18 protein-coding genes and 1 pseudogene are annotated in these 22,979 nt (G+C 68.5%); 17 read left to right on the top strand and 2 right to left on the bottom strand.

Annotated elements, in window-relative coordinates:
• Positions 1-219 precede the first annotated feature (219 nt).
• The 8 genes from ASG43_RS16350 (at position 220) to ASG43_RS16315 (ending at position 9,283) form a co-directional block, all read left to right on the top strand.
• The gene (locus ASG43_RS16350; protein WP_156386745.1) at positions 220-1,686 is read left to right on the top strand and encodes a chlorohydrolase family protein; all 1,467 of its coding nucleotides are present in this window, start codon (positions 220-222) and stop codon (positions 1,684-1,686) included.
• 25 nt (positions 1,687-1,711) lie between these two features.
• On the top strand, positions 1,712-3,238 hold the full coding sequence (locus tag ASG43_RS16345; protein WP_056507332.1) for an ABC transporter substrate-binding protein: 1,527 nt from the start codon (positions 1,712-1,714) through the stop codon (positions 3,236-3,238).
• Between the two features lie 75 nt (positions 3,239-3,313).
• On the top strand, positions 3,314-4,231 hold the full coding sequence (locus ASG43_RS16340) for an ABC transporter permease (protein WP_056507329.1): 918 nt from the start codon (positions 3,314-3,316) through the stop codon (positions 4,229-4,231).
• A complete protein-coding gene (locus tag ASG43_RS16335; RefSeq protein ID WP_056507328.1) occupies positions 4,231-5,079 on the top strand; it encodes an ABC transporter permease in 849 nt (282 codons plus the stop codon). The genes ASG43_RS16340 and ASG43_RS16335 overlap by 1 nt, the downstream gene beginning before the upstream one ends.
• Positions 5,076-6,068 (top strand): ABC transporter ATP-binding protein, encoded by a 993-nt coding sequence (locus ASG43_RS16330; protein WP_056507325.1) that lies wholly within the window; start codon positions 5,076-5,078, stop codon positions 6,066-6,068. The genes ASG43_RS16335 and ASG43_RS16330 overlap by 4 nt, the downstream gene beginning before the upstream one ends.
• A complete protein-coding gene (locus tag ASG43_RS16325) occupies positions 6,065-7,102 on the top strand; it encodes an oligopeptide/dipeptide ABC transporter ATP-binding protein (protein ID WP_056507321.1) in 1,038 nt (345 codons plus the stop codon). The genes ASG43_RS16330 and ASG43_RS16325 overlap by 4 nt, the downstream gene beginning before the upstream one ends.
• A 46-nt stretch (positions 7,103-7,148) precedes the next feature.
• The gene (locus ASG43_RS16320) at positions 7,149-8,327 is read left to right on the top strand and encodes an SIS domain-containing protein (RefSeq protein WP_162244737.1); all 1,179 of its coding nucleotides are present in this window, start codon (positions 7,149-7,151) and stop codon (positions 8,325-8,327) included.
• 5 nt (positions 8,328-8,332) lie between these two features.
• Positions 8,333-9,283 (top strand): carbohydrate kinase family protein, encoded by a 951-nt coding sequence (locus ASG43_RS16315; protein ID WP_056507317.1) that lies wholly within the window; start codon positions 8,333-8,335, stop codon positions 9,281-9,283.
• Here ASG43_RS16315 and ASG43_RS16310 read toward each other — a convergent pair.
• Entirely contained in the window at positions 9,275-10,531 is a 1,257-nt protein-coding gene (locus ASG43_RS16310; protein ID WP_056507312.1) for an extracellular solute-binding protein, read from the bottom strand. The two genes, ASG43_RS16315 and ASG43_RS16310, sit on opposite strands and share 9 nt — an antisense overlap.
• On the opposite strand from ASG43_RS16310, the gene ASG43_RS16305 reads away from it, so the two are divergent.
• From ASG43_RS16305 to ASG43_RS16290, 4 genes are read left to right on the top strand one after another with little or no spacing between them, the layout of a single operon-like run.
• A complete protein-coding gene (locus ASG43_RS16305) occupies positions 10,530-12,026 on the top strand; it encodes an amidohydrolase family protein (protein ID WP_056507309.1) in 1,497 nt (498 codons plus the stop codon). The two genes, ASG43_RS16310 and ASG43_RS16305, sit on opposite strands and share 2 nt — an antisense overlap.
• Positions 12,023-12,955: a polysaccharide deacetylase family protein gene (locus ASG43_RS16300; RefSeq protein ID WP_056507307.1), complete on the top strand. Its 933-nt coding sequence runs from the start codon at positions 12,023-12,025 to the stop codon at positions 12,953-12,955. Before ASG43_RS16305 ends, ASG43_RS16300 begins: the two co-directional genes overlap by 4 nt.
• On the top strand, positions 12,955-13,698 hold the full coding sequence (locus tag ASG43_RS16295; RefSeq protein WP_056507305.1) for an aspartate/glutamate racemase family protein: 744 nt from the start codon (positions 12,955-12,957) through the stop codon (positions 13,696-13,698). The genes ASG43_RS16300 and ASG43_RS16295 overlap by 1 nt, the downstream gene beginning before the upstream one ends.
• Before the next feature lie 14 nt (positions 13,699-13,712).
• The gene (locus ASG43_RS16290) at positions 13,713-14,594 is read left to right on the top strand and encodes a polysaccharide deacetylase family protein (protein ID WP_056507300.1); all 882 of its coding nucleotides are present in this window, start codon (positions 13,713-13,715) and stop codon (positions 14,592-14,594) included.
• A gap of 195 nt (positions 14,595-14,789) precedes the next feature.
• Here the strand turns inward: ASG43_RS16290 and ASG43_RS16285 are convergent, their stop codons facing one another.
• Complete coding sequence (locus ASG43_RS16285) at positions 14,790-15,482, bottom strand: GntR family transcriptional regulator (protein WP_056507471.1); 693 nt, start codon at positions 15,480-15,482, stop codon at positions 14,790-14,792.
• A 156-nt stretch (positions 15,483-15,638) separates the two neighbouring features.
• Between ASG43_RS16285 and ASG43_RS16280 the strand changes: the two genes are divergently transcribed.
• The 5 genes and pseudogenes from ASG43_RS16280 to ASG43_RS16260 all read left to right on the top strand — a co-directional run bounded on the left by ASG43_RS16280 (position 15,639) and on the right by ASG43_RS16260 (position 22,968).
• Positions 15,639-16,622, top strand: coding sequence for a tripartite tricarboxylate transporter substrate binding protein (locus tag ASG43_RS16280; RefSeq protein ID WP_056507297.1), 984 nt, complete (start codon positions 15,639-15,641; stop codon positions 16,620-16,622).
• Positions 16,623-16,627: 5 nt separating this feature from the next.
• Positions 16,628-17,068, top strand: a complete 441-nt coding sequence (locus tag ASG43_RS16275; protein WP_056507294.1) for a tripartite tricarboxylate transporter TctB family protein — start codon at positions 16,628-16,630, stop codon at positions 17,066-17,068.
• Positions 17,069-17,071: 3 nt separating this feature from the next.
• Positions 17,072-18,580, top strand: coding sequence for a tripartite tricarboxylate transporter permease (locus tag ASG43_RS16270; protein ID WP_056507291.1), 1,509 nt, complete (start codon positions 17,072-17,074; stop codon positions 18,578-18,580).
• Between the two features lie 126 nt (positions 18,581-18,706).
• Positions 18,707-19,612 (top strand): methylisocitrate lyase, encoded by a 906-nt coding sequence (prpB, locus tag ASG43_RS16265; protein ID WP_056507288.1) that lies wholly within the window; start codon positions 18,707-18,709, stop codon positions 19,610-19,612.
• A gap of 266 nt (positions 19,613-19,878) precedes the next feature.
• A pseudogene (locus ASG43_RS16260) lies at positions 19,879-22,968 on the top strand (EAL domain-containing protein).
• The last annotated feature ends 11 nt before the right edge of the window (positions 22,969-22,979 follow it).

Genomic DNA, 22,979 nt, shown 5'->3' with positions numbered 1-22,979 from the left:
CCTCGATGACCCAGAACGATCCATCGTCGAAGGCCCATCCACCGGAGATAGAAGCCTTACAGCCTATTAGGGACGCACCGGCTCGTTGAGTCTGCTCAAAGCAAGAGCAGCTTTTTTCTCTTTCGAATTTTTTCTTTTAAGGTGACCGCGAAATTTTAGTTGCGCCGGAACGGGCAATGGTCCTAGCCTCAGATTGTCAGGTTCAATCAGGATCACCCGGTGCTCACGAAGCTCACCTCACGATGGATGCTCGCCTTCGACGGAGCCGATCACGCTCTCATCGAGGATGCCGAGATCATCCTGGAGGGCGAGCGGATCGTGGCATTGGGACCACGAAGCGAGCGCCCGGTCGACCGGGTCGAGGATTTCGGCCGCGCGCTGATCGCGCCGGGCTTCATCGACTGCAATGCGCTGGCCGACGTGGACACGACGATCCTCGGCTTCTCCGGTCCATCGCCCCGCGGCGCGAAGTCGGTCTCCCGGACCTATGCGCAGTCCCGGGCTCGCGACGTGCTGACACCGCAGCAGCAGCTCGCCTCCGCCCGCTTCGCCCTGTCCCAGCTGCTTCTCTCCGGCATCACGACGGCGCTACCCGTCACCTCGCTCCTCTTCCGTCGCTGGGCCGAGGGCTTCGACGAATTCGCCGCCGTCGCGGCCCTGGCCGAGGAACTCGGCATCCGTCTCGTCCTCGGCCCGAGCTATCGTTCGGCCGTGAACGTCACGGAATCCGACGGGCGGACCGGGCAGGTCGTGCGCGAAGACGAGGGTCGATCGGGCCTTGCCGAGGCGATCCGCTTCGCCGAGCGCTGCGAAACGTTCGGCCCGTTGGTGAGCGGGCTGCTGGTGCCCTCGACGATCGAGACCTGTTCCGACGATCTGCTGCTGGGAACCGCGCAGGCCGCGCGGTCGCTCGGCGTGCCGTTCCGGCTGCATTGCTGCCAGTCGCTCGTCGAAGCGGAAATCGTCTGGAAGCGGACGGGGCGGACCTCGATCGGACATCTTCGCGAGCTCGGGCTGCTCGACGAGCGCGCGCTCCTTCCCCATGCCGTCGAGCTCGGCGGCCCCGATCGCGATCCCTTGCTCGTGGAGGACGACATCGCCGCGCTGGAAGGAACGGGCGCGACGATCGTGCACTGCCCTCTGGTGATCGGGCGCGGCGGCCGGCGTCTCGACTCCTTCGCCTCGTTCCGCGAGCGCGGCATCCGCATCGCGCTCGGCACCGACACGGCGCCGCCGGACATGCTGATGAACCTTCAGATGGGTCTTGCCATGGCGCGCACGATCGACGGACCGCTGGCGACGCCGGCGGATCTCTATCGCGCCGCGACGATCGAGGCCGCGGCGGCGATCGGCCGGAGCGATCTCGGCCGGCTGGCGCCGGGCGCCCCGGCGGACATCGTGGTCTGGGACCTGTCCTCTCCGGCGGTCCAGCCGGTCTTCGATCCCCTCGCATCGCTGTTCCTCATGCCGCCGGGCGGCCGGGCGCGGGACGTCTTCGTCGCCGGGCGCCGCTCCGTCGAGAACGGCCGCCTGACCGGCGGCCTTGCGCCCGACGCCGCCGAGATCGAGGCGATCGCCCGCGCGCTCCTCGACAGCTTCGCCGAACGTCACCCCGAGAACAGGCCCTGGCAGACCCTCTTTCCACCCGCCTTCACGCAAGGCAGCGCCGGACGACCGGCGGCGTGACGGCCTCACACAAAGGCGACAAGCGATGACATCGATCCATGGTGCGTGGACAAGACGCCTCGTCCTGTTCACGGGACTGACGCTCGCAGCACTCGGCGGCGCGCCGAGCCTCGGCCTGGCGCAAAGCGCGGCGCCCGTCGTCATCGCGTCGTCCGAGGACGTGATCAGCCTCGATCCGCACATGCTGGATTCGAACAATCCGACGGGCTCGGTGATCTGGTCGATCTTCGACAGCCTGGTCCGCCGCGCGCCGGATGGGTCGGCGGTGCCGCGCCTTGCCACGTCCTGGGAGCGGATCGACGACGTCACCTGGCGGTTCAAGCTGCGCCAGGACGTGACCTTCACCAATGGCGAGAAGTTCGACGCCAGCGCCGTGAAGGTCAACTTCGCGCGGATGGACACCGCGCCTTTCAACACGCTGCAGCAGCTGCACGACCAGACCGGCCTGAAAGAGGTGAAGGTCGTCGACGATTACACGGTCGATCTCGTGACCGAGGCGCCGACGGTCAACATGCTCTACTGGCTCGCCGAGGCCTTCATCGCCGCGCCGAAGTACATCACGGACACCGCGCCGGACGAGGTGGCCTTGAAGCCGGTCGGCTCCGGTCCCTACAAGCTCGGCTCCTGGGCGCGCGGCGACCGGCTGACGCTCGTCGAGAACGAGGCCTATTGGGGCGACAAGCCGAGCGCCAAGGAGGTCGTGTTTCGCGCGATCCCTGAAATGTCCTCGCGCATCAACGAGCTGAAGGCGGGCACGGTCGATATCGTCGTCGGCGTCACGCCCGATGTCGCGGCGGACGTGACGTCCGACGTCAGCGACGTCGTGATGAACGAGGGCCTGCGCAAGATGCACATGGGCTACTCGCTGAACGGCGAGCAGCCCGCGCTGAAGGACCCGAAGGTGCGCCGGGCGCTGAACCATGCCGTCGACGTGCCGACCATGATCGAGCAGCTTCTGGGCGGGGCGACATCGCAGCTGACCTCGATCGTCAACCCGCCGAACAACAATCCCGACCTGAAGCCCTTCGCCTACGATCCCGAGAAGGCCAAGGCGCTTCTGGCGGAGGCAGGTTTCGCCGAGGGCTTCCCGCTGACGATCCAGTATTCGACGCGCTTTGCCGGCGGCAAGGAAGTGTCCGAGGTCGTCGCATCCTTCCTGGAGCCGCTCGGCATCACCTCCACGATCGAGGCCGTCGAGCTCGGGCAGTTCCGCAAGGGCCTCTCCTCGGCCAGCCTCAAGGGCATCTACTTCCAGGGCTGGGCGGCGCTCATCAATCCGTCCGTCGAGCTCGTCATCCTGACCTGCGGCCATGTCGACAATTCCAGCGGCTACTGCAATCCGGACTACGACAAGCTGGTCAAGGAGGCCTCGCAGACCCTCGACGACGTCAAGCGCAAGGACCTCGAGTTCCAGGCGCAGGCGATCATCTGGAACGATTCGCCCTGGCTCTATCTCTGGCGCCTGCCGAACGTCTTCGGCATCTCCAAGCGCGTCGCCTACGAGTTCCGCGCCGACAATTATCTCGAGCCCTACCTGATCACGGTCAAGTAAGGCCCTCGCCGACGTCAGCGGTTCCCGGCGCCGTCCGGGAACCGCCTCTCCGTTGCCAGGAACGATCGTCCCCCCATGTCGAGATATCTCGTCAAGCGCCTCTTCATGGCCGTGCTGGTGCTCTTCGGCGTGTCCTTCGCGACCTTCATCGTCGGCCATCTGACCGGCGACCCCGTCGCGCTGATGGCCCCCGAGAACGCCCCGCAGGAGGCCAAGGACGAACTGCGCCGCCATCTCGGCCTCGACCGGCCTCTGCTGACGCAATACGCGCTCTTCGTCGGGCGGGCGCTGCAGGGCGATCTCGGCCATTCCTACGTGCAGGGCACCAGCGTCGCCGGCCTCATCGCCGAGCGCCTGCCCGCGACGCTCCAGCTGGCGGTCGCCGGCTTCCTCCTGTCGCTCGCCATCGCCATTCCGCTCGGCATCGTCATCGCGCTGAAGCGCAACACGATCTGGGACGTCGTCGTCACCGCGCTCGCCATGATCGGGCAATCCGCGCCGGGATTTTGGATCGGCCTCATGCTGATCGCCGTCTTCGCGGTGGAACTGCGGCTTCTCCCGGTCTCCGGCTCCGGCGGCTTCGCCTACCTGATCCTTCCCGCCGTCACCCTGGCGCTTCAGTCCGCCGCGCGCCTGACCCGCCTCGTGCGCGCCTCGATGCTGGAGGTGCTCGGCGCCGACTACGTGCGGACCGCGCGCTCCAAGGGCCTGCGCGAGCGCGTCGTCCTCCTCGTCCACACGTTCCGCAACGCGATGATCCCGGTCGTCACCATGGCGGGGCTCGAATTCGCCGAGCTCGTCTCCGGGGCCTTCATCACCGAGACGATCTTCGCCTGGCCGGGCGTCGGGCGGCTGGCCGTCACCGCCGTCTACCAGCGCGATTTTCCGCTGGTGCAGGGCGTCGTGCTTCTCGCCGCCTTCGCCTTCGTGGCCATCAACCTCCTCGTCGATCTCCTCTATGTCGCGATCGACCCGCGCGTGAAGCTCGCGTGATGGGCAACTGGCGTCCGTTTCTCGCGCGCAACGCGCTCGGCCTCGTCGGCCTTTCCATCCTTGCGCTCGCCGTCGCGGGGGCGCTGGCGGCGCCCCATATCGCGCCCTATTCACCGACCTCGATCAGCCTGATGGCGCGCATGAAGCCGCCGGCCTGGATCGACGGGGGGTCCTTCGCCCACCCGCTCGGCACCGACAATCTCGGTCGCGACATCCTGTCCCGCGTCATCTACGGCTCGCGCATCTCGCTCGCGGTCGGCTTCGCCGCCGTTCTCCTCGGCGCGCTGATCGGCTCGACCGTCGGCATCCTCGCGGGCTATTTCGGGGGCTGGGTCGATTCCGGCCTGTCCTTCCTGATCGACGTCCAGCTCTCCTTTCCCTTCACGCTGCTCGCGATCTTCCTCCTCGCGACCTTCGGCGGCGGCTTCTGGCCGGTGGTCCTGGTGCTCGCGCTGGCGACCTGGGTGAACTACGCCCGCGTCGTGCGCGGCAAGGTGATGAGCGTGAAGGGCCAGGACTACGTCCATGCCGCCCACACGGTCGGCGTTCCGACCCTTCGCATCCTTACCAGCCACATCCTGCCCAACACCGTCTCGCCGATCATCGTCGTGGCGAGCTTCTCGATGGCGCAGGCGATCCTGACCGAGGCGGCCCTCTCCTTCCTCGGCGTCGGCGTCGACGGCTCCAACCCGTCCTGGGGCACGATGCTGAACGACGGACGCTCCTATCTCCAGAGCGCCTGGTGGCTGACCGCCATGCCGGGCATCGCCATCGCGCTCACGGTTCTCGGCGGCAATCTCTGCGGCGACTGGCTGCAGGATCGCCTCGATCCGAGGAGCGCGCGATGACCGGACCGTCCGCGACGCCGATCCTGGAGATCGAGAACCTGTCCGTCACCTTCCAGAGGGGCGGACGGCCCGTTCGCGCGGTGCGCGACGTGTCGCTGCGTCTCCTGACGGGCGAGGTCGTGGGTCTCGTCGGAGAGAGCGGCTCCGGCAAGTCGGTCGCGATGATGTCGGCCATGCGCCTTCTCGACGAGCGGCGTGCCGTCATCGCCGCCCGGCGTCTCGACGTCGACGGCAGGCCCGTGACCGGGCTCGACCGACGCGGTCTCGAAGCCCTGCGCGGCCCCGTCGTGTCCTATATCTTCCAGGACCCGGCGACGGCCCTCAATCCGCTCCTCACCATCGGCCGGCAGATCGGCGAGGGCCTCCGGCGCCATCGCGGACTGTCGCGCGAGGCCGCGAGACGGATCGCGATCGACCTTCTCGAAAGGGTCGGCGTGCCCGCGCCCGAGCGCCGCGTGCGCCAGTTTCCGCATCAGCTGTCCGGGGGCATGCGCCAGCGCGTCATGATCGCGATGGCGCTGTCGCTGACGCCCAAGCTTCTCATCGCGGACGAACCGACCACCGCGCTCGACGTCACCGTCCAGGCCGAGATCGTACGGCTGGTCCAGACGATCCAGCGGGACGAGGGCATGGCGATGGTCTGGGTCACGCACGACCTCGCCCTTCTCGCGCGCATCGCCCGGCGCATCGTCGTGATGTATGGCGGCCGTATCGTCGAGGATGCGCCGGCCGACCGGCTCTACGCCGCCCCCGCCCATCCCTACACGGCCGGGCTGCTCGCCTCGACGTCGCGGCTCGACATCGCCTTCGCGGACCAACAGCCGATCCCCGGCTCGCCGCCGGACCCGGCGTCCGACCCGCAGGCCTGCGCCTTCGCGCCGCGCTGCTTTCGCGCGAGCGATCGCTGCCGGGCGGAACGTCCCGCGCTGGAGACGCGCGCAGACCGGCGCTTCGCCTGCTTCCATCCGCTGCCGGAGCCATCGCCATGACGCCGTCCGTCGTCGAGGCTCCCGTCATCGAGGCCAGACGCCTCACCGTCGCCTTTCAGCTGCCGCGGCCGTTCCTGTCGCGCGGACCCGGTCCGCACGTCCAGGCCGTCAGCGGCGTCGATCTTTCCATCGCCACCGGCGAGACGCTCGCGCTCGTCGGCGAGAGCGGCTGCGGGAAGTCGACGCTCGGACGCGCGCTCATCCGCACCCAGCCGATCGCCGGCGGGCAGATCCTGTTCAAGGGCGAGGACATCACCGGACTGTCGGGAGAGGCTTTGCGCCGGGCCCGGTCCGGCTTCCAGATGATCTTCCAGGATCCCTACGCCTCCCTCAATCCGAAGATGCGCGTTTTCGACACCCTGGCCGAACCGCTTCGCGTCCACGGCGGCGGCGCGCGCGCCGAGATCCGCGAGAAGGTCGAGGAGATCCTGGACGCGGTCGGCCTCGACCGGACCTATGCCGCCCGCTATCCGCACGAATTCTCGGGCGGCCAGCGCCAGCGCATCGCCATTGCCCGCGCGGTGATCCTGAAGCCGGACTTCATCGTCGCGGACGAGCCGCTGTCGGCGCTCGACGTCTCGCTCCAGCTTCAGGTCCTCAAGCTCTTCGATGCGCTGCGCCGCCGCTTTTCGCTGACCTACCTCTTCGTCAGCCACGACCTCGCGCGCGTTTTCGGCTTCGCCGATCGCGTCGCCGTCATGTATCTCGGCAAGATCGTCGAGATCGGCGGGGCGGCCTCGATCGTCGCCCGGCCGGCGCATCCCTATACGCAGGCGCTGCTCGACGCGGCGCCCTCGCCCGATCCCGTGGTGGAGGCGAGCCGCGAGGTGCCGCGCCTGGGCGGCGAGATCCCGAGCCCGATCGATCCCCCGAGCGGTTGTCGCTTCCACACCCGCTGCCCCCACGCGATGCCCGTCTGCCGGAGCGTCGAGCCCCTGATGCAGCCCGCGAGCGGCACCGGTCACGAGGCGGCCTGCCACCTCCTCGGCGAGACCGCGGCACCCGTTCACCCGCCCCTCCCCGCGACGCGCTGAGCCCGTCGCCTCGCAACCCCACATGATCCCATTCGGAGTGCACGACGTGTCACAGACTGCAGCGGTCACCGCGCCCTTCCCACCCCATGCCGAAGAGATCGCGACGGCCATGGCGACCGCGCTCGACTATCCGGCCATGGCCGCCGAGGTCGACCGGACGGTGGCGGCCGCGCTCGCCCATCCCGCGATCGCCGGCGCCCGGCGCATCTTCCTCGCCGGCTCCGGCGACAGCTATTTCGCGGCGCTCTCGGCAGCGCCGGCGCTCGCCCGCTGGACCGGCCTTCCCGTCCAGGCGACGACCGCGATGGATCTCGCGCGCTACCAGATTCCGGTCATGGGCGAGGGCGATCTCGTCGTCAGCATCTCCAATTCCGGCTCCTCCAGCCGTGCCCGGGAATGCGTGGCGCTCGCCAAGAGCCAGGGACTCGCAACGCTCGGCGTCACCGGCACGCTGGAGGGACAGCTCGCCAAGACGGCCGATGCGGTGATCCATCGCCCGGTCGGCGCGATCGCCGACATTCCGGAGCGCTATGGCCGCTGCTATCTGAACTTCGCCGAATATGTCGCCGTGCTCCAGGCGCTCTACGTCTTCGGCATCGAGCTCGGCGCCAAACGCGGCACGCTCGACGCCGGCCGGGCGGCCGGACTTCGCGCCGATCTCGAAGCCGCGGTCGCCGGCCTGCCGCAGGCCGCCGCCAAGATCGACGCCACCGCGCGGACGGTCGCGGCCGAGATCGTCGGCGTCGACACGGTCTTTGCGATCGGCGTCGGCCCGAGCCGGGGAACCGCCGCCTATTCCGCCGCCAAGTTCCACGAGCAGATGCCCATCAACGGCGTTCACCAGGACCTTGAGGAATGGGCGCATCTCGAATATTTCCTGACCTATTTCAACTGGCGCGAACGCTCCGTCGCCTTGGTCATCGCGCCGCCCGGCAACAGCGCGGACCGGGCCCGCGAGATCGTCGAGGGCATGAACGGCGCGGGCGGGCGGGCGCTGCTCGTCGCCCCCGCCTCGGCGGCGGTCGAGGGCGCCTTCGCCCATTTCGAGATGCCGGAGGGCGTCGACGACTTCCTGTCGCCGATGGTCTACCATCTGCCGGCGCAGCTCCTCGTCCTCTACATGGCCCATCTCTCGGGCATCCAGAACATTCCCTTGCGCCGGACGGACGGGTTCCGCCTGATCGCCGCCAGCGCCATCCGCGACGACGTCGCGACGCTCCGCTGACCGCGATGGACAGACCCGATCTCCTGATCCTCGGCCAGATCACGCTCGACCACGTGGTGCCGGCCGCGCCTGGCCCCTGGGCCGAGCGGGTCGGCGGCAACGCGCTCTATGCGGCGGCGGGCGCCCGTCTCTGGCTGGACCCCGCGCGGATCGGGCTCGTGTTCCGGCGCGGCCCGGATTTCCCGATCGATGTCGAGGCGGTGCTGGCGACGGCGGGGATCGTCCATGTCCGGCGGATCGACGTCGAACGTCCCCATCTCACGGAATGGATCGTCTACGAGACCTCCGGCTCCCGTCGCTGCCTGCCGAAGAACACGCCGCTCCAGCACATCGGCGCGGAAGGCGAGGTCGGCGACGTCGAGGTCTATCTCGACTATCTCCTCGCCTTCACGCCGCAGGCGCGGGATTTTCCGGAGGACTGGCTGCCGGCCAAGGCGGTGCATCTCGCCCCGCAGGTGCGCGACCGCCACCCCGAAAGCCTTGCCTTCCTGAAAGGTCGAGCGGGGTTCCTGTCGGTCGATCCCTCGCCCTTCCTCGCCAAGCGCCACGACGCGGGCGGACTTGCGGGTGTCCTTGCCGGCGCGAACGCCATCCTGCCGAGCGAACTCGAAGCGGGACATCTGGCGGGACAGGGATGGGAGGCGGCGGCGCGCGATCTTCACGCCGCCGGATTTGCCGAGGCGATCATCAAGCGCGGTGGCGAGGAGGTCGTGCTCGCCACCGCCGAAGGCGTGTCCCTCCTGCCCGTCACGCCGGTGCCGCTCGCCGATCCGACGGGCGCGGGCGACAGCTTCGGCGGCGCCTATGCCGCCTGCCGCATGCTCGGCCTCTCGCCGCGCGAAGCGGTGCGGCGCGCGATCGTCTCCGCCGGCATGGTCGTCGGCACCGAAGGCGCGCAAGCCGCCCTCGCCCTCGATCCCGACGAAGCCGCACGCCGCCTCGCGGCCTCAGCCTGAACGGCTGGCGCGATGATCCGCCTCCAACCGGTTCCAGATCTCGAGCAAGCGGGCCGCGGCGTGGGCTGGGGCGATCCGCCTTTCGCCCAGCAAAGGGCCGCGGATCAGACGATCCGCCTCGCCCGTCCAGGCGAGCATGAAGGGCCGATGAGAGATCGGGGATGCGACGGCGGCGGCCCGCGAGGCCGCGAGTCGCTCCACGGATGCGGCGCGGTCCGGCGCGGCGAAGGCGTTCCCGATCGCCGTTCGCACCTGCGCATCCCCGAGGAGCCGCGCCCTCGGGACCGCGAAGAGCCGTTCCTCCAGCCATCGCCGGTGAACGCCAGGGCCTCCGAGAAACGCCGCCAGCCGAAGCGCGGCGGCGCGACGCGGGCCGCCGAGCCCGGCGCGAAGACAGACGAGCGCATGGCCCGGCATCAGCGGGGTTCCGGCAAGGCCCGGCAGGCGGGCGGCGGGCAGCGAAACGGGACGCCCGGCGATCTCGGCGGCATCCTTGGCCAGATAGTCCACGGTGAAGGTCATGAGATGGCGCCCCGTTGCCCAGCGCTCCAGCGCCGCCCGGTCGCCGCGATCGGAGAGGCTGGCCGGCGGGACGAGTTCGTCCTCGACCAGCGCGCTGAGGAACCCCAGCGCTCCGGCCAAGGCGGATTCGGCCCTGGGGTCCTCCAGCGTCAGGACGCCGTCGCTCGCCAGCAGCGCGAGCAGCGACCAGACGAGCCCGGTCTGCGTCGCATGCCAGCGCGGCACGAAGGGATGCTCGGCCTCTCCGTCCCGCTTGGCCTTCCGGCAGGCGTCCACCACCTCGTCCCAGGTTTCGAATGCGGCATCTCGGCCCGGTCGCAGGAAGAGCGCGAGCGGCCCGCCATTGTAATAGGTGGCGCCGAGAAGCCGGCCCGCCGGGTCGCGCGCGCCCTCGACCAGCGGAGCATCCATGCCCAGGATGAGCTCGGCGACGATCGGATCCGCCTCGTCGAGCGGCTGGATCTTGTTCTCGTCCGCCCAGAGAGAGGCCTCGGCGCGTTGCGCGTGGAAGACGTCCGGACCGTCCTCGTCGTGCCGTCGCGCGCCGACCTCGGCCTCGTAATCGCCGCGAACGCAGATCCCGTCGACGGGAATGCCCGTCTCGGCCGTAAACCGAGCCAGATTCTCCCGGACGATGTCCTCGCACACATCCCAGAAGGCGAAGCGCAGGGGCCCTTCGAGCCGCGTTCCCGCCTCGCCGGCCCGATCCCCAGGAGTTTCGCCCATGTCTGATCTCCTCGTGCGCGGCGGCCGCCTTCTCGCCTCGGCGGCGAGCGAAGCGCTGGTTTCGGCCGACATCCTCATCCAAGGCGGCATCATCACCGAGATCGGGCCGAACCTCGTCTCGTCCGGCGCCGAGATCCTCGACGTCGAGGGGGATATCGTGCTCCCCGGCCTCGTCAACGCCCATCTGCATTCGCCGGGCAACCTCATGCGCGGCACGCTGGATGGACTGCCGCTCGAAGTCTTCATGCTCTACGAGGTCCCGCAGACCGACGGCGGGACCGAAGACCCCGCTCTCGTGCGCCTGCGCACGCTTCTCGGGGCCGCGGAGATGCTGAAGCTCGGCATCACGTCGGTCGCCGACGACGCCTTCTTCGTGCCGCTGGCCTCGACCGAGGCGATCGACGCGATCTGCGGCGCCTATGCCGAAAGCGGGATGCGGGCGACCGTCGGCCTCGATCAGCCGATCGTGGTCGAATACGAGAAGTACCCGTTTTTGGAAGACCTCCTCCCGGCCCCGCTGAAGGCACGGATGGACGCCCTTCCCCGCGAGACGGCCGAAGGCATGCTCGCGCATTACGATCACCTGATCACCCGCTGGCACGGCGCAGCGGAGGGACGGATCGGGGCGGCCGTCTCCTGTTCGGCCCCACAGCGCGCGACGCCAACCTATCTCGCCGCCCTGTCGAGCCTGTCGAAGACGCACGACCTCCCCTTCTTCTGCCACATCCTGGAAACCAAGCTGCAGCGGGTGCTGGGCGAGGAGAAATACGGCCGCTCGCTCGTTCGTTACGCCGATGATCTCGGCATTCTCGACGAACGGATGCAGGTGATCCATGCGATCTGGGTGGACGAGGAGGACATCGCGATCCTCGCCCGCACCGGCGTCACCGTCGCGCACAACCCGGTCTGCAACATGCGCCTCGGCAGCGGCGTCATGCCCTTTCGCGCGCATCGCGACGCCGGCGTCCCGCTCTGTCTCGGCACGGACGAGGCGGTCAGCGACGACAGCCACAATCTCTGGGGCGCGATCAAGGCGGCGGGCATCGTCCACGCGCTCGCCACGCCGGACTTCGACCGCTGGCCGAAAGCCGAGGAAATCCTTTCCGCCGTCTGGGACGGCGGCAACCGCGTCCTGCGCCGCAAAGCACCCCTCGGCCGCATCGCGCCGGGCCATGCCGGCGACCTCGCCATTCTCGACGCGAATGCGGCAGGCTTCCGCCCGCTCCACGACATCCGCCGTCAGCTCGTCCTCTGCGAAAGCGGCTCGTCCGTCCGCCACACCGTCGTCGCCGGAGAGGTCGTCGTCCGCGACAGGCGGCTGACCACGATCGACGAAACCGTCCTCCTCGCGGACCTGCGCGCCATCGAGCCGAAGCTGCGCGCGCAGGCTGCGGCCTTGCGTGAAAGCGCCGCCGAGGTCGAACCCTATTATCGCGAGATGGTCGCCATGGCCGCGGCCCGGGACGTCGGCTTCACCCGCTGGGTCGGCCGATGAGCTGGCGCATCCCCGACGACGACCGCGACTTCCTCGGCTACGGCGAACACCCGCCGCGCGTCGCTTGGCCGAACGGCGCGCGCGTCGCGGTCTCGCTGGTCCTCAACATCGAGGAGGGCGCGGAACGCGCGCTGTCGTCCGGCGACGAGCGCAACGAGGCCCGCTACGAGGTCGAGGAGGAGCTCGTCGGCGCGCGCGACTTCTGCATGGAGAGCCATTTCGAATATGGCAGCCGCGCGGGCTACTGGCGCGTCATGCGCGCCTTCGCCGAGGTCGGCGCGGTCTCGACGCTGAACCTCTGCGCTCGCGCGCTCGTTCGCACGCCCTGGCTGGGCCGGCACGCGGTGGAAAACGACCACGAGATCATGTGCCACGGCTGGCGCTGGGAGCATCACGACGCGATGCCCGAAGCCGAGGAGCGCGAGACGATCCGGCGCTGCGTCGAGACCATCCGCGAGCACGCGGGCGTTCGTCCGCGCGGCTGGCACGTGAAAAGCCATCCCTCGAAGAACACGCGCCGCCTCCTGATGGAGGAGGGCGGCTTCCTCTACGATTCCAACAGCTACAACGACGACCTGCCGGTGACGGTGCGAACCGGCGAGAGCCCCTATGTCGTCCTTCCCTACGCCTTCGACACCAACGACATGAACTTCTTCGGCACGCGCCGCTTCGTCCATGGCGAGGACTTCTCGCGCTATTGCCGCGACGCCTTCGACTGCCTCCACGAGGAAGGCGACAGCGTGCCGAAGATGATGACCATCGGCCTCCACACCCGCATCATCGGCCGGCCCGGCCGGATCGGGGGCTTACGGTCCTTCCTCGCCCATGTCGCCGCGCGCGGCGGCTGGTTCGCCCGGCGCGACGCCATCGCCGAAACCTGGCTCGCCTCCGGAACGCCCGCTCCCTCGGCCCCGGAGAAACCCGCCTGATGCGCATCCACATCGTCAATCCCAACACGACGGCGGCCTTCACCGAGGCCGACCGCAAGGCCGGTGCCGCCGTCGCCGCGCCGGGAACGGTCGTCACGGCGAGCGAGCCGGCGGAGGGCACGCCCTCCGTCGAAAGCCATTTCGACGAAGCGGTGGCGACGATCGGCGTCATCGAGGAGATCCGGCGCCGCGAGACGGAGGGCGTCGACGCCTTCGTCATCGCCTGCTTCGGCGACACCGGACTTGCCGCCGCGCGCGAGGTCGCGCGCGTTCCGGTCGTCGGCATGACGGAGGCCGCGCTCTTCGCCGCCGCCCTCGTCGCCGACACGTTCTCCATCGTCACGCTGCCCCGGCGAACCCGCATCCACTCCCACCGCGTCGTCGCCTCGCTCGGCATGGGACTCGCCGGGCGGTGCCTGCCGATCCGCGCCGTCGACGTTCCCGTCCTCTACGACGAAAGCGAGGAAGACGCGGTGGCCAAGGCGATCCTCGCCGAGGGACGCCTCGCCATCGACGAGGAAGATGCGGAGGCGATCGTGCTCGGCTGCGCCGGGATCGGCCATCTCGCCGCGCCCCTTTCGGACGCGCTCAGCGTGCCCGTCATCGACGGCGTCGCGGCTGGCGTCGGCATGGCGGAGATGCTGGTGCGATGCGGGCTGCGAACCTCCAGGCGGTCGAGCTACGCGGCCCCGCCCGAAAAGATCCTGTCACCGCGCTATGCCGCGCTCGCCCCGCTCCGCTGAAGGGATAGACGTCGATGCTGCCCAGCCAGAACCGCTACCGCTTCCAGCCGATCACACGGCGTCCGGACTACGCCTGGCCGGGGGACAAGCGCCTCGCGGTCTATATCAGTCTCGGCATCGAGGAATACGTCTTCGGCGAGGGCATGACCGAAGACCTCTTCCCCGGCGCGCCGAAGCCCGACGACGTCAACACGTCCTGGCGCGATTACGGCAACCGGGTCGGCGGCTTCCGCCTGATCGAGCGGATCTCCAGCCTCGGCCTGCCGCTGACGATCCTTCTCAACACGGAGGTTTACGACCACGCGCCCGACCTCATGGATGTCGCGCGGGCCAGGGGCTGCGAGATCGTCGGCCATGGCCTCACCAATTCCGACACGCTCGTCGGCCGCGACCCTGCAAACGAGGCGGCGTACCTGAAGGCCGTCGCGGACCGCATCGCGGAAAAGGAGGGCTATCGCCCGGGCGGATGGTCGAGCCCCTGGCTCGCGCACACGGAGGCGACGGTCGATCTCCTGAAGGAGGCGGGCTATCGCTATCTCATGGACCTGAGGTTCGACGACCAGCCGGTCTGGCTCGCCACCCGTTCGGGGCCGCTCCTGTCGATCCCCTATGCGCTGGAGCTCAACGATTCCTCCACCATCATTGGGCGTCAGGCGAGCGCTGCGGATTTCGAGCGGATGATCGTGGACGAGTTCGACGAGATGCTGGAAGCGTCCAGGGACCAGCCCCTCGTCATGTCCATCGTGGTGCATTCCTTCATTTCCGGCCAGCCCTTCCGCCTGCGCGCCCTGACGCGGGCCCTGCAGCATCTGGCCGCCCACACGGACGAGGTCTGGTTCACGCAGCCCCGCGAGATCGCCGCCTTCATCGAACGCGATCCGGCCCTCGCCGTTTGAGAACCCACCGGCCGTCGCTCCCCGTTCTCGACGGCTGACCTCCGGCGCTCCGAAGAACGGCGCCGATCTCCCGCGCCCTCATCGCGGTTACCGACCATCGTTGCCGATGGTCGGGCCGATGCTTTCCTCGGCGCATCGGGCTTACCGACCATCGTTGCCGATGGTCGGGCCGATGCTTTCCTCAGCGCATCGGGCTTACCGACCATCGTTGCCGATGGTCGGGCCGATGCTGTGGGTCGGCGGTCTTCCCGCGGCCTCGACGAGGGCGGCGCGCGCCGCCCTCACGTGGCGCCGCATCAAGAACTCAGCGGCCTCCGCGTCGCGCTCCAGCATGGCCTCCATGATGCGGCGATGCTCTTTCCAGGCAGCCAGACCCCGCCCCTTGATCGACTGATGCTTCGCACGGCAGAGCTTCAGACGCGGATAGAACTGATCGCAGAGCAGGTCCGCCAGAACCGGATTTCCGCATCCTCGCGCGATCTGAACGTGAAAATCGGTGTCGTACTCGTCCTGTCGGTACGGCCCGCTCGGGTCTGCGGCCAAGGCTCGGCCATGCGCGTCGACGATCTCGCTCAACCGCGCCAGCGCGCCGTCGCGCATCGCGGCGGCAGCCAGCCGGCAGGTCATCCCCTCCAAGGCCTCGCGAACGTCGAGCAGGGCGAGGAACTCGTCGAGCGAGGGCGACACCACGCGAACGCCCTGGTTGGCGACGTGGACGACGATCCCGCGTTCCTGAAGCCGTCGAAGGGCCTCTCGGACGGGTGCGCGGCTGACGCCCATCTCGTCCGCGATCGCCGGCTCGCTGAGCTTGGCGCCCGGTGCGATGGCGCCGCTCAGAATGGCCCGCGTCAGGGATTCGTAGATCGCGGCGGCTTGGTTGGAGCGCATCTTCGGTGGGATCTCCAAGGGTGCCTGATGGACCTTATGGGCCCCGTCAGGATCGATTGTCGACATTTTCACATGCGGAGGGCGGAAAAAAGGGTTGATGCTCAGGGAGACTTGCTTAAGGTGTCGACAGTTTGATCGGTCTGGGAGGACACATCCATGAAGCGCATCCATCTTCTCGTCGCCGCGACCCTGCTCGTGCCCGTCGGAGCCTCCGCGCAGGAATTTCAGCCGCGCAATCCCGAATGCATCGCGCCGGCAGCGCCCGGCGGCGGTTTCGATCTGACCTGCCGCCTGACATCGCAGAAGCTGAACGAACTCGGCATCGTCGAGCCATCCATCCGCACGACCAACATGCCGGGCGGCATCGGGGCCGTGGCCTACAATGCGATCCAGGCGCAGCGCCGCAAGGACCCGAACGTCATCGTCGCGGTGTCGACGGGCTCCTGGGTGAACCTCGCGCAGGGCAAGTTCGGGCGCTTCTCGGAGAACGACGTGCGCTGGCTCGGGGCCGTGGGAGCGGATTACGGCGTCCTCGCCGTTCGCAAGGACAGCCGGTTCAAGACGATGGACGACTTCGTCGCAGCCTTGAAGGCCGATCCCGCCTCCGTGGCGATCGGCGCCGGCGGCACCGTCGGCAGCCAGGACTGGATGAAGCCGGCCCTCGTCGCCAAGGCTGCCGGCGCCGATCCGAAGAAGATGCGCTACCTCTCCTACGAGGGCGGGGGCGAAGCGCTGGCGGCCCTTCTCGGCGGCACGATCGAGGCCCTGCCGGGCGACGCGTCCGAGATGCTCGGCCAGCTCGAAGCCGGCGAGATCCGAGTCCTCGCGACCTTCTCGGCGGAGCGCCTGCCCGGCGCCTATGCCGAGGTGCCGACGGCCAAGGAGGCCGGCTACGACGTGGAATGGCCGATCGTGCGCGGGTTCTACGCCCCGCCCGCCATCACGGACGAGCAATATGCCTATTGGACCAAGGCCCTGAGCGCCCTCAACGCCAATCCGGAATGGCAGAAGGCGCGCACCGAGCAGGGTCTCTTCGAATACGACCTCGTCGGCGCCGATTTCGACGCCTTCGCCAAGAAGCGCACGCAGGACTTCAGGGCTCTGGCCGCCGAAGTCGGCCTTCCCACCAGCGGGAAGTGATCGGGATGGCCGCGAGCACGACCTTCGATCGCATCAGCGGGATGATCCTCCTTCTGATCGGTGCCGGCGCCGTCTGGCACGGCTACCGCCTCGAGGTCGCGTTCGCGGCCGATCCCGTCGGCCCGAAGGCGTTTCCGATCATCGTCGGGATCATCCTCGTCCTGTCCGGCGCCTCGATCGCGCTGAGACCCGAAGCGATGACCTGGGAGGCGGGCGACTACGGCCGCATCCTCCTCGTCGCGGCCTCGGCCCTTCTCTATCCGTTCATCCTGGAGCCGCTCGGCTTCGTTCCCGCGACCTCGGTTCTCGGCTTCCTCTGCGCCAAGGCCTTCAAGGGCCGCACGGTGCCGGCCATCGTCGGATCGATCGCCATGGCCGTTGTGATCTTCATCCTCATCGACATCGGTCTCGGCCTCGGCCTGCCGCGCGGTCCCTTGGGAGTCTGAGCCATGGAAGCGCTCTCCTCCCTGGCCTACGGTTTCTCGGTCGCCGTCACGCCCTTCAACCTCATGCTGGCGCTGCTGGGCGCCGCGCTCGGCACGGCGATCGGGGCGCTGCCGGGGATCGGGCCGATCAATTCGATCGTGCTCCTTCTTCCGCTCTGCTTCGCGCTCGGCCTTCCCCCGGAAAGCGCGCTGATCCTTCTCGCCGGCATCTATTACGGCAGCGGCTACGGCGGCCGGATCTCTTCGATTCTCCTGAACATTCCGGGCGACCCCGGCCTCGTGATGACCACGCTCGACGGCTATCCGCTCGCCCAGCAAGGCAGAGGCGCCGCCGCGCTCGCGATCAGCGGCATCGGGAGCTTCGTCGGCGGCACGCTGACGGTCGTGCTCCTGACCTTTCTCGCCGTTCCGCTCGCCCGGCTCGCGGTGACCTTCGGCCCGGCCGAATACGTCGCGCTGATGGCCCTCTCCTTCACGCTTCTCGCGACCATCGGCGAAGCCCGTCCCGCCAAGACCTGGGCCGCCATCTCGCTCGGCCTCCTCATGGCGATGGTCGGCATCGACGGCGGTTCGGGCATCGAGCGCTTCACCTTCGGCTCGCTCGAACTTCTCGGCGGCGTCGATTTCACGACGCTGACGATCGGCCTCTTCGCGATCAGCGAGATCCTGGTGGTCGTGGAAGGCCTGCGGTCGGGCACCGTTTCCAACTATGGCGGCGGCGAGCGGCTGAAGATGTCCGAGATCCGCTATTGCATGCCGGCCATGCTTCGGGCGACGGGCCTCGGCTTCTTCCTCGGGATCCTGCCCGCGACGGGCGCGGCCGTCGCTTCCGCCCTGTCCTATACGGTCGAGAAGCGCGTTTCCGACAAGGGCACGTTCGGCAAGGGCGACATGCGCGGCCTCGCGGCGCCCGAAACGGCCGACAATGCGGCTCAGACGGCCTCGATGGTGCCCATGCTGGTGCTCGGCATTCCCGGATCGGGCACGACCGCCGTCCTGCTCGGCGCGCTCATGATGTACTCGGTGACCCCCGGGCCGCTCCTCTTCACCCAGCGGCCGGAGATCGCCTGGGGCCTCATCGCCTCCATGTACATCGGCAACATCATGCTTCTCGTCCTCAACCTGCCGCTCGTCGGCCTCTTCGCGCGCCTCCTCCTGGTGCCGCCGTGGATCCTCTTTCCCGGCATTCTCGGCCTGTCCTTCGCGGGCGTCTACGCCGCGACGAATTCGGCCTTCGAACTGGTGCTGACCGTGCTTCTCGGGCTCCTCGCCTATGTCATGCGCAAGGTCGGCATTCCGCTGATCCCCCTGCTCATCGCCTTCGTTCTCGCCCGTCTCTTCGAGGACAACCTGCGCCGGGCGATGTCGCTTTCCGATGGCGATCCGGCCATCCTCTTCTCCTCGCCCTTCGCGATCTGCCTCTGGCTGCTGGCTCTCGCGGCCATCGCCCTGCCGCTGATCGCACCGAGACTTCGCCGCCGCGTCGCGCACATGACCGACAGCGAGAGCTGACCCCGCCTCCCGAGCGTCCTTCGCCTCACCTTCCACCGCGAAGGACGCTTCTCTTCCTTGACTGTCGCGCATCAGGCCATCCCAACATCAGATCCGATCTTGGGGCCGATGCGGTAGGAACCGGACATGACCTATCTGATCGCCGCCGACCTTCCCACGACCGCACCCGGCGCCCGCTTCCGAGCCCTCCTGCAGCGGCCGGAGATCCTCGCCATTCCCGGCGCACACAACGGTCTCGCCGCCATCCAGGCGCGGGACACGGGTTTCGAGGCGCTCTACTTGTCCGGCGCCGCCGTCAGCGCGTCGATGGGGCTGCCCGATCTCGGCATTCTCACGGTCGACGACGTCTGTTTCCACATCCGGCAGATCGCCCGCGCCTCCCAGCTTCCCATTCTCGCCGACGGCGACACGGGCTACGGGGAGACGCTGAACGTCATGCACATGGTGCGGTCCTTCGAGGATGCGGGCGCGGCGGCGGTGCAGATGGAGGACCAGCTCCTGCCCAAGAAGTGCGGGCATCTCAACGACAAGCAGCTGGCGAGCCCGAACGACATGGCGGCGAAGGTCAACGCGGCCAAGCGGGCGAGCCGGGATCTCGTCATCGTGGCCCGCACCGACGCGGCGGCCAGCGAAGGGATCGAGGGCGCCGTCGCACGCGCTCGGCTCTATCTGGAAGCCGGGGCGGATGCGATCTTTCCGGAGGCCCTGACCTCGGTCGAGATGTTCCGCGAGGTGGCGGCGCGGTTGCCGGGCGTCAAGCTGCTGGCGAACATGACCGAGTTCGGCCGCACGCCGGCCCTGACCGCACGGGAGTTCCAGGATCTCGGCTATTCCATGGTGATCTGGCCGGTGTCCTCCCTGCGCGTCGCCGCCAAGGCGCAGGAAGCGCTCTATGCCGAGATCCGGTCGAACGGAAGCCCGGCGGCGCTGCTGCCGGCCATGCAGACGCGGGCCGAGCTCTACGACACCATCCGCTACTTTGACTACGAAGCGCTCGATCGCAGCATCGTGGCGACGGTTCTCCCGAGCTGAACCGAGGCGAAAGCAGGCCGAGACGTTCCGGCTGGCGTTGATGAGCCGCCGACGACATCGAGGTCACGAGCCACCGTCCCGTCACCGTGACGACGGTCCGGGTTCCCGGCGAAGAGATCGGCCAGCCGCCGCCGCAGCGGGCGGTCCTGTCGGTTCCTTGGGCCACCGGCCTGGGACCACGGAGGCATCCCCTTGCAGGCGAGGTCACGCGCGTCACTTGCGTTGGGCGCCCTGGTCGAGGCTCGACCGGATCGGCGGCGTCACCAATGGTCCTGCCGTCCTCGACGAGCGGGCGAACGTCCTTTGCCGAACGGCCACGGGCTCGACCACCGTCCTGCGCGAAGACCGGTCTCCTTCCGGGAAACCGGACGGAGCGGACACCTTTCTTCCCCAGGGTAATGAGATTTTCGTCAAAACGGGAGAACATGGGCGTCACCGGGCTTTGCGCGCCCATTGGAACTTCAAGGTTCGGGATGTCTCTTCTCGCTTCGTCGTCTGCCGCGTCGATCCTCAGCCTGGATGCGCTCGTCGACATGTCGGCGGCGCCCCATTCCGAGGACGGACCGCGCGGGTCCCGCCTCAACCCTGAGGACCCGCTCGAGCAATGCAGACGGGACATCGAGGACGCCTTCGGCTTTGCAAGGCTCGCCGCCTGGAGCTTCGACCTTTCGAGCGGACGGGCCGAGATGACGGACGCGGGACTGGCCATGTTGGGCCGCAGCCGCGACGCGTCCTGTTCGAGCCTCGACGGCGCCTTCTCCCTGGTCCATCCTGACGATCGCGCGAGAGCGGTCGCACACCTGACCGAGGCTGCGGCCTTGAACCGGTCGCTGGACGATACGTTCCGCATGATCCACGGCGACGGAACCCTGGTTCACGCCCGGTTTCGCGGCCATCCGGTCACGGACACGAACGGGGTGGTCGTGGGGTTCCGCGGAATCTGGCAGGACATCACGGCGCGCGTGACGATCGAGGAGAGGCTTCGCGAAACCGAGGAGAATCATCGCCGCGCCTTGGAACTCAACGCACAGATTCCATGGACCGCGGCGCCCGACGGTCGCATTCTGGAAGGGTGTCTGCGCTGGTCTCTCCTGACCGGGCTTCCGGCGGAGAGCGCACAGGAGGGCGGATGGGCCGACGTCATCCATCCCGACGACGCCGAAGCCGCCCGTGCGGCATGGGCACGGTCCCTTGCAACGGGCGAGACTTTCGATTTCGACCACCGCTTGAAAGTCGCCGACGGTTCGTTCCGCTGGATGCGGTCCCGAGCGGTCGCCTGGCGTTCTGACAAGGGCGATATCCTGCGCTGGTACGGCTCACTGGACGACATCGACGATCGCAAGGTGGCGGAACGGCGCCTGCGCGCCAGCGAGGCTTTCTCCCGCAGCATCGTCGAGAGCAGCGGCGATGGCATCGCGGTCCTCGACCTCGACGCCACCATCCGCTTCGTCAACGGCCCGGCCGCCGCTCTCGACGTCCAGGGCATCGGCGATGTCGTGGGTCGCAGCTGGCTGGACTTATGGCCGCCCGATGTCCGGGCGGAGGCGGAGGCGGCCCTGACGGCCGCAAGGTCGGGTCTCAACGCCAGTCTATCGACCCATGTCCCCACGCCGGCGGGGGCTCCGGCCTGGTGCAACGTCGCCGTGAACCCGATCAAGCGCCCGTCGGGCGAGGTGCAGGGAGTCCTCGTCGTCGCTCGGGACGTCACGGACAAGCACATGGCATGGCTGGAGGCGGAAGCCGCCGCGATCCGGCTCGCCGAGGTGCTGGAGAGCACCGCCGACGGCATTCTGACCATCGACCGCTCCGGGTGCATCACCTACATGAACGGCAATGCGGTCACCTTGCTCGGCAAGCGGCTGAAGGTGGGCGACACGCTGCTGAAGGCCCATCCCGCCTATGCGGGAACGCCGGTGCACGACGCCTGCCTCGCGGCCTTCGACGGCTTCCCGTCGACGATGACGAATCTGTTCCTTCCCAGTCTCGGCATCACGGTCGATCTCAACATTCGTCCGACCCGCGATGGCGTGTCGATCTTCATCCGCGACATCTCGGAGGCCCTCGAGACGAAACGAGCGATCACCCGCCTGGCTCACCATGACGCCTTGACGGGTCTCTTCAATCGCGCGCGCTACACCGCTTTCCTCGACGAGCATCGGAGCGCCGGCGCCCTCGGCATCATTCTCATGGATCTCGACGCCTTCAAGGAGGTGAACAATACGCTCGGTCACGTGGCCGGAGACGCGGTCCTCGTGGCGGTCGCGGAGCGGTTCCGCGCTGCGGTCGGCGAGCAAGGCCTGCTGGCGCGCCTCGGCGGCGACGAGTTCGCGCTCGCGCTCCCGGGCGCCAGCCTCGATGACTGCGTCGGCCTCGCCGAGCGCCTCCTCGACAGCTTGCGCGGCCCCATTCGCGTCGAACGCCACGACGTGCGGGTGGGCGTCACGATCGGCGTTTCCCACGTCACGACCAAACGGCTGCACGGGACGGCGTCCAAGCGCGCCGACATCGCCCTCCACCAAGCCAAGGCCGACGGCGGCCGCCGCATCCGCGTCTACGACGCCGATCTGCAGCGCAGGATCGGGGCGCGCCAGGATCTCAAGCTGGATCTTGCCTCCGCGATCGAACGCGACGAGCTCTTCGCGGCCTATCAGCCGATGCTCGACATCCGGACGGGCTGCATCGGCGCGCGGGAAGCTCTCATGCGCTGGCGCCATCCAACCCGAGGTCTGGTATCCCCGGTCGAGTTCATCCCGATCGCCGAGGAATCCGGGCTGATCGCGGAGATGGGGGAGTGGATCCTGCGACGCGCCTGCCGGGAGGCCACCGGATGGCTCGACGGCGCCGTCGTTTCGGTGAATCTGTCGCCCGTGCAGTTCCAAAGCGGCCAACTGCCGAAGAAGGTCGCCGGAGCCCTCGCCGATGCCGGCCTTCCCCCGTCCCGGCTCGAGCTCGAAATCACCGAATCCGTCCTGCTGCGCGACAGCGACGACAATCTGGCGATCCTCCACGCCCTGAAGGCTCTCGGCGTCAAGATCGCGCTCGACGATTTCGGGACCGGTTTCTCCTCGCTGTCCTACATGCGCAACTTCCCCTTCGACAAGATCAAGATCGATCGCGCGTTCGTCGGGGACATCGGAACCGGCAATCATTAGGAGGCGATCGTCGCCGCCGTCGTGTCGCTCGGGCACACCCTCGGCATGACGATCACGGCCGAAGGCGTCGAGACGCAGGAGCAGTTCCGCTGGCTGGAGCAGCAGGGGTGCCACCAGGCGCAGGGCTATCTCATCGGTCGTCCGGGCGCCGTGACCGGACCCAATCGCCGGTTCCGGCTCGTCGCCGCGCATCGATCGGGTTAGAGAAGCGGCGA

The organism is Aureimonas sp. Leaf454 (assembly GCF_001424685.1).
GTDB lineage: Bacteria > Pseudomonadota > Alphaproteobacteria > Rhizobiales > Rhizobiaceae > Plantimonas.
The sequence above is the reverse complement of the archived record's forward strand: the minus strand, read 5'-3'. Positions and strand labels throughout refer to the sequence as shown.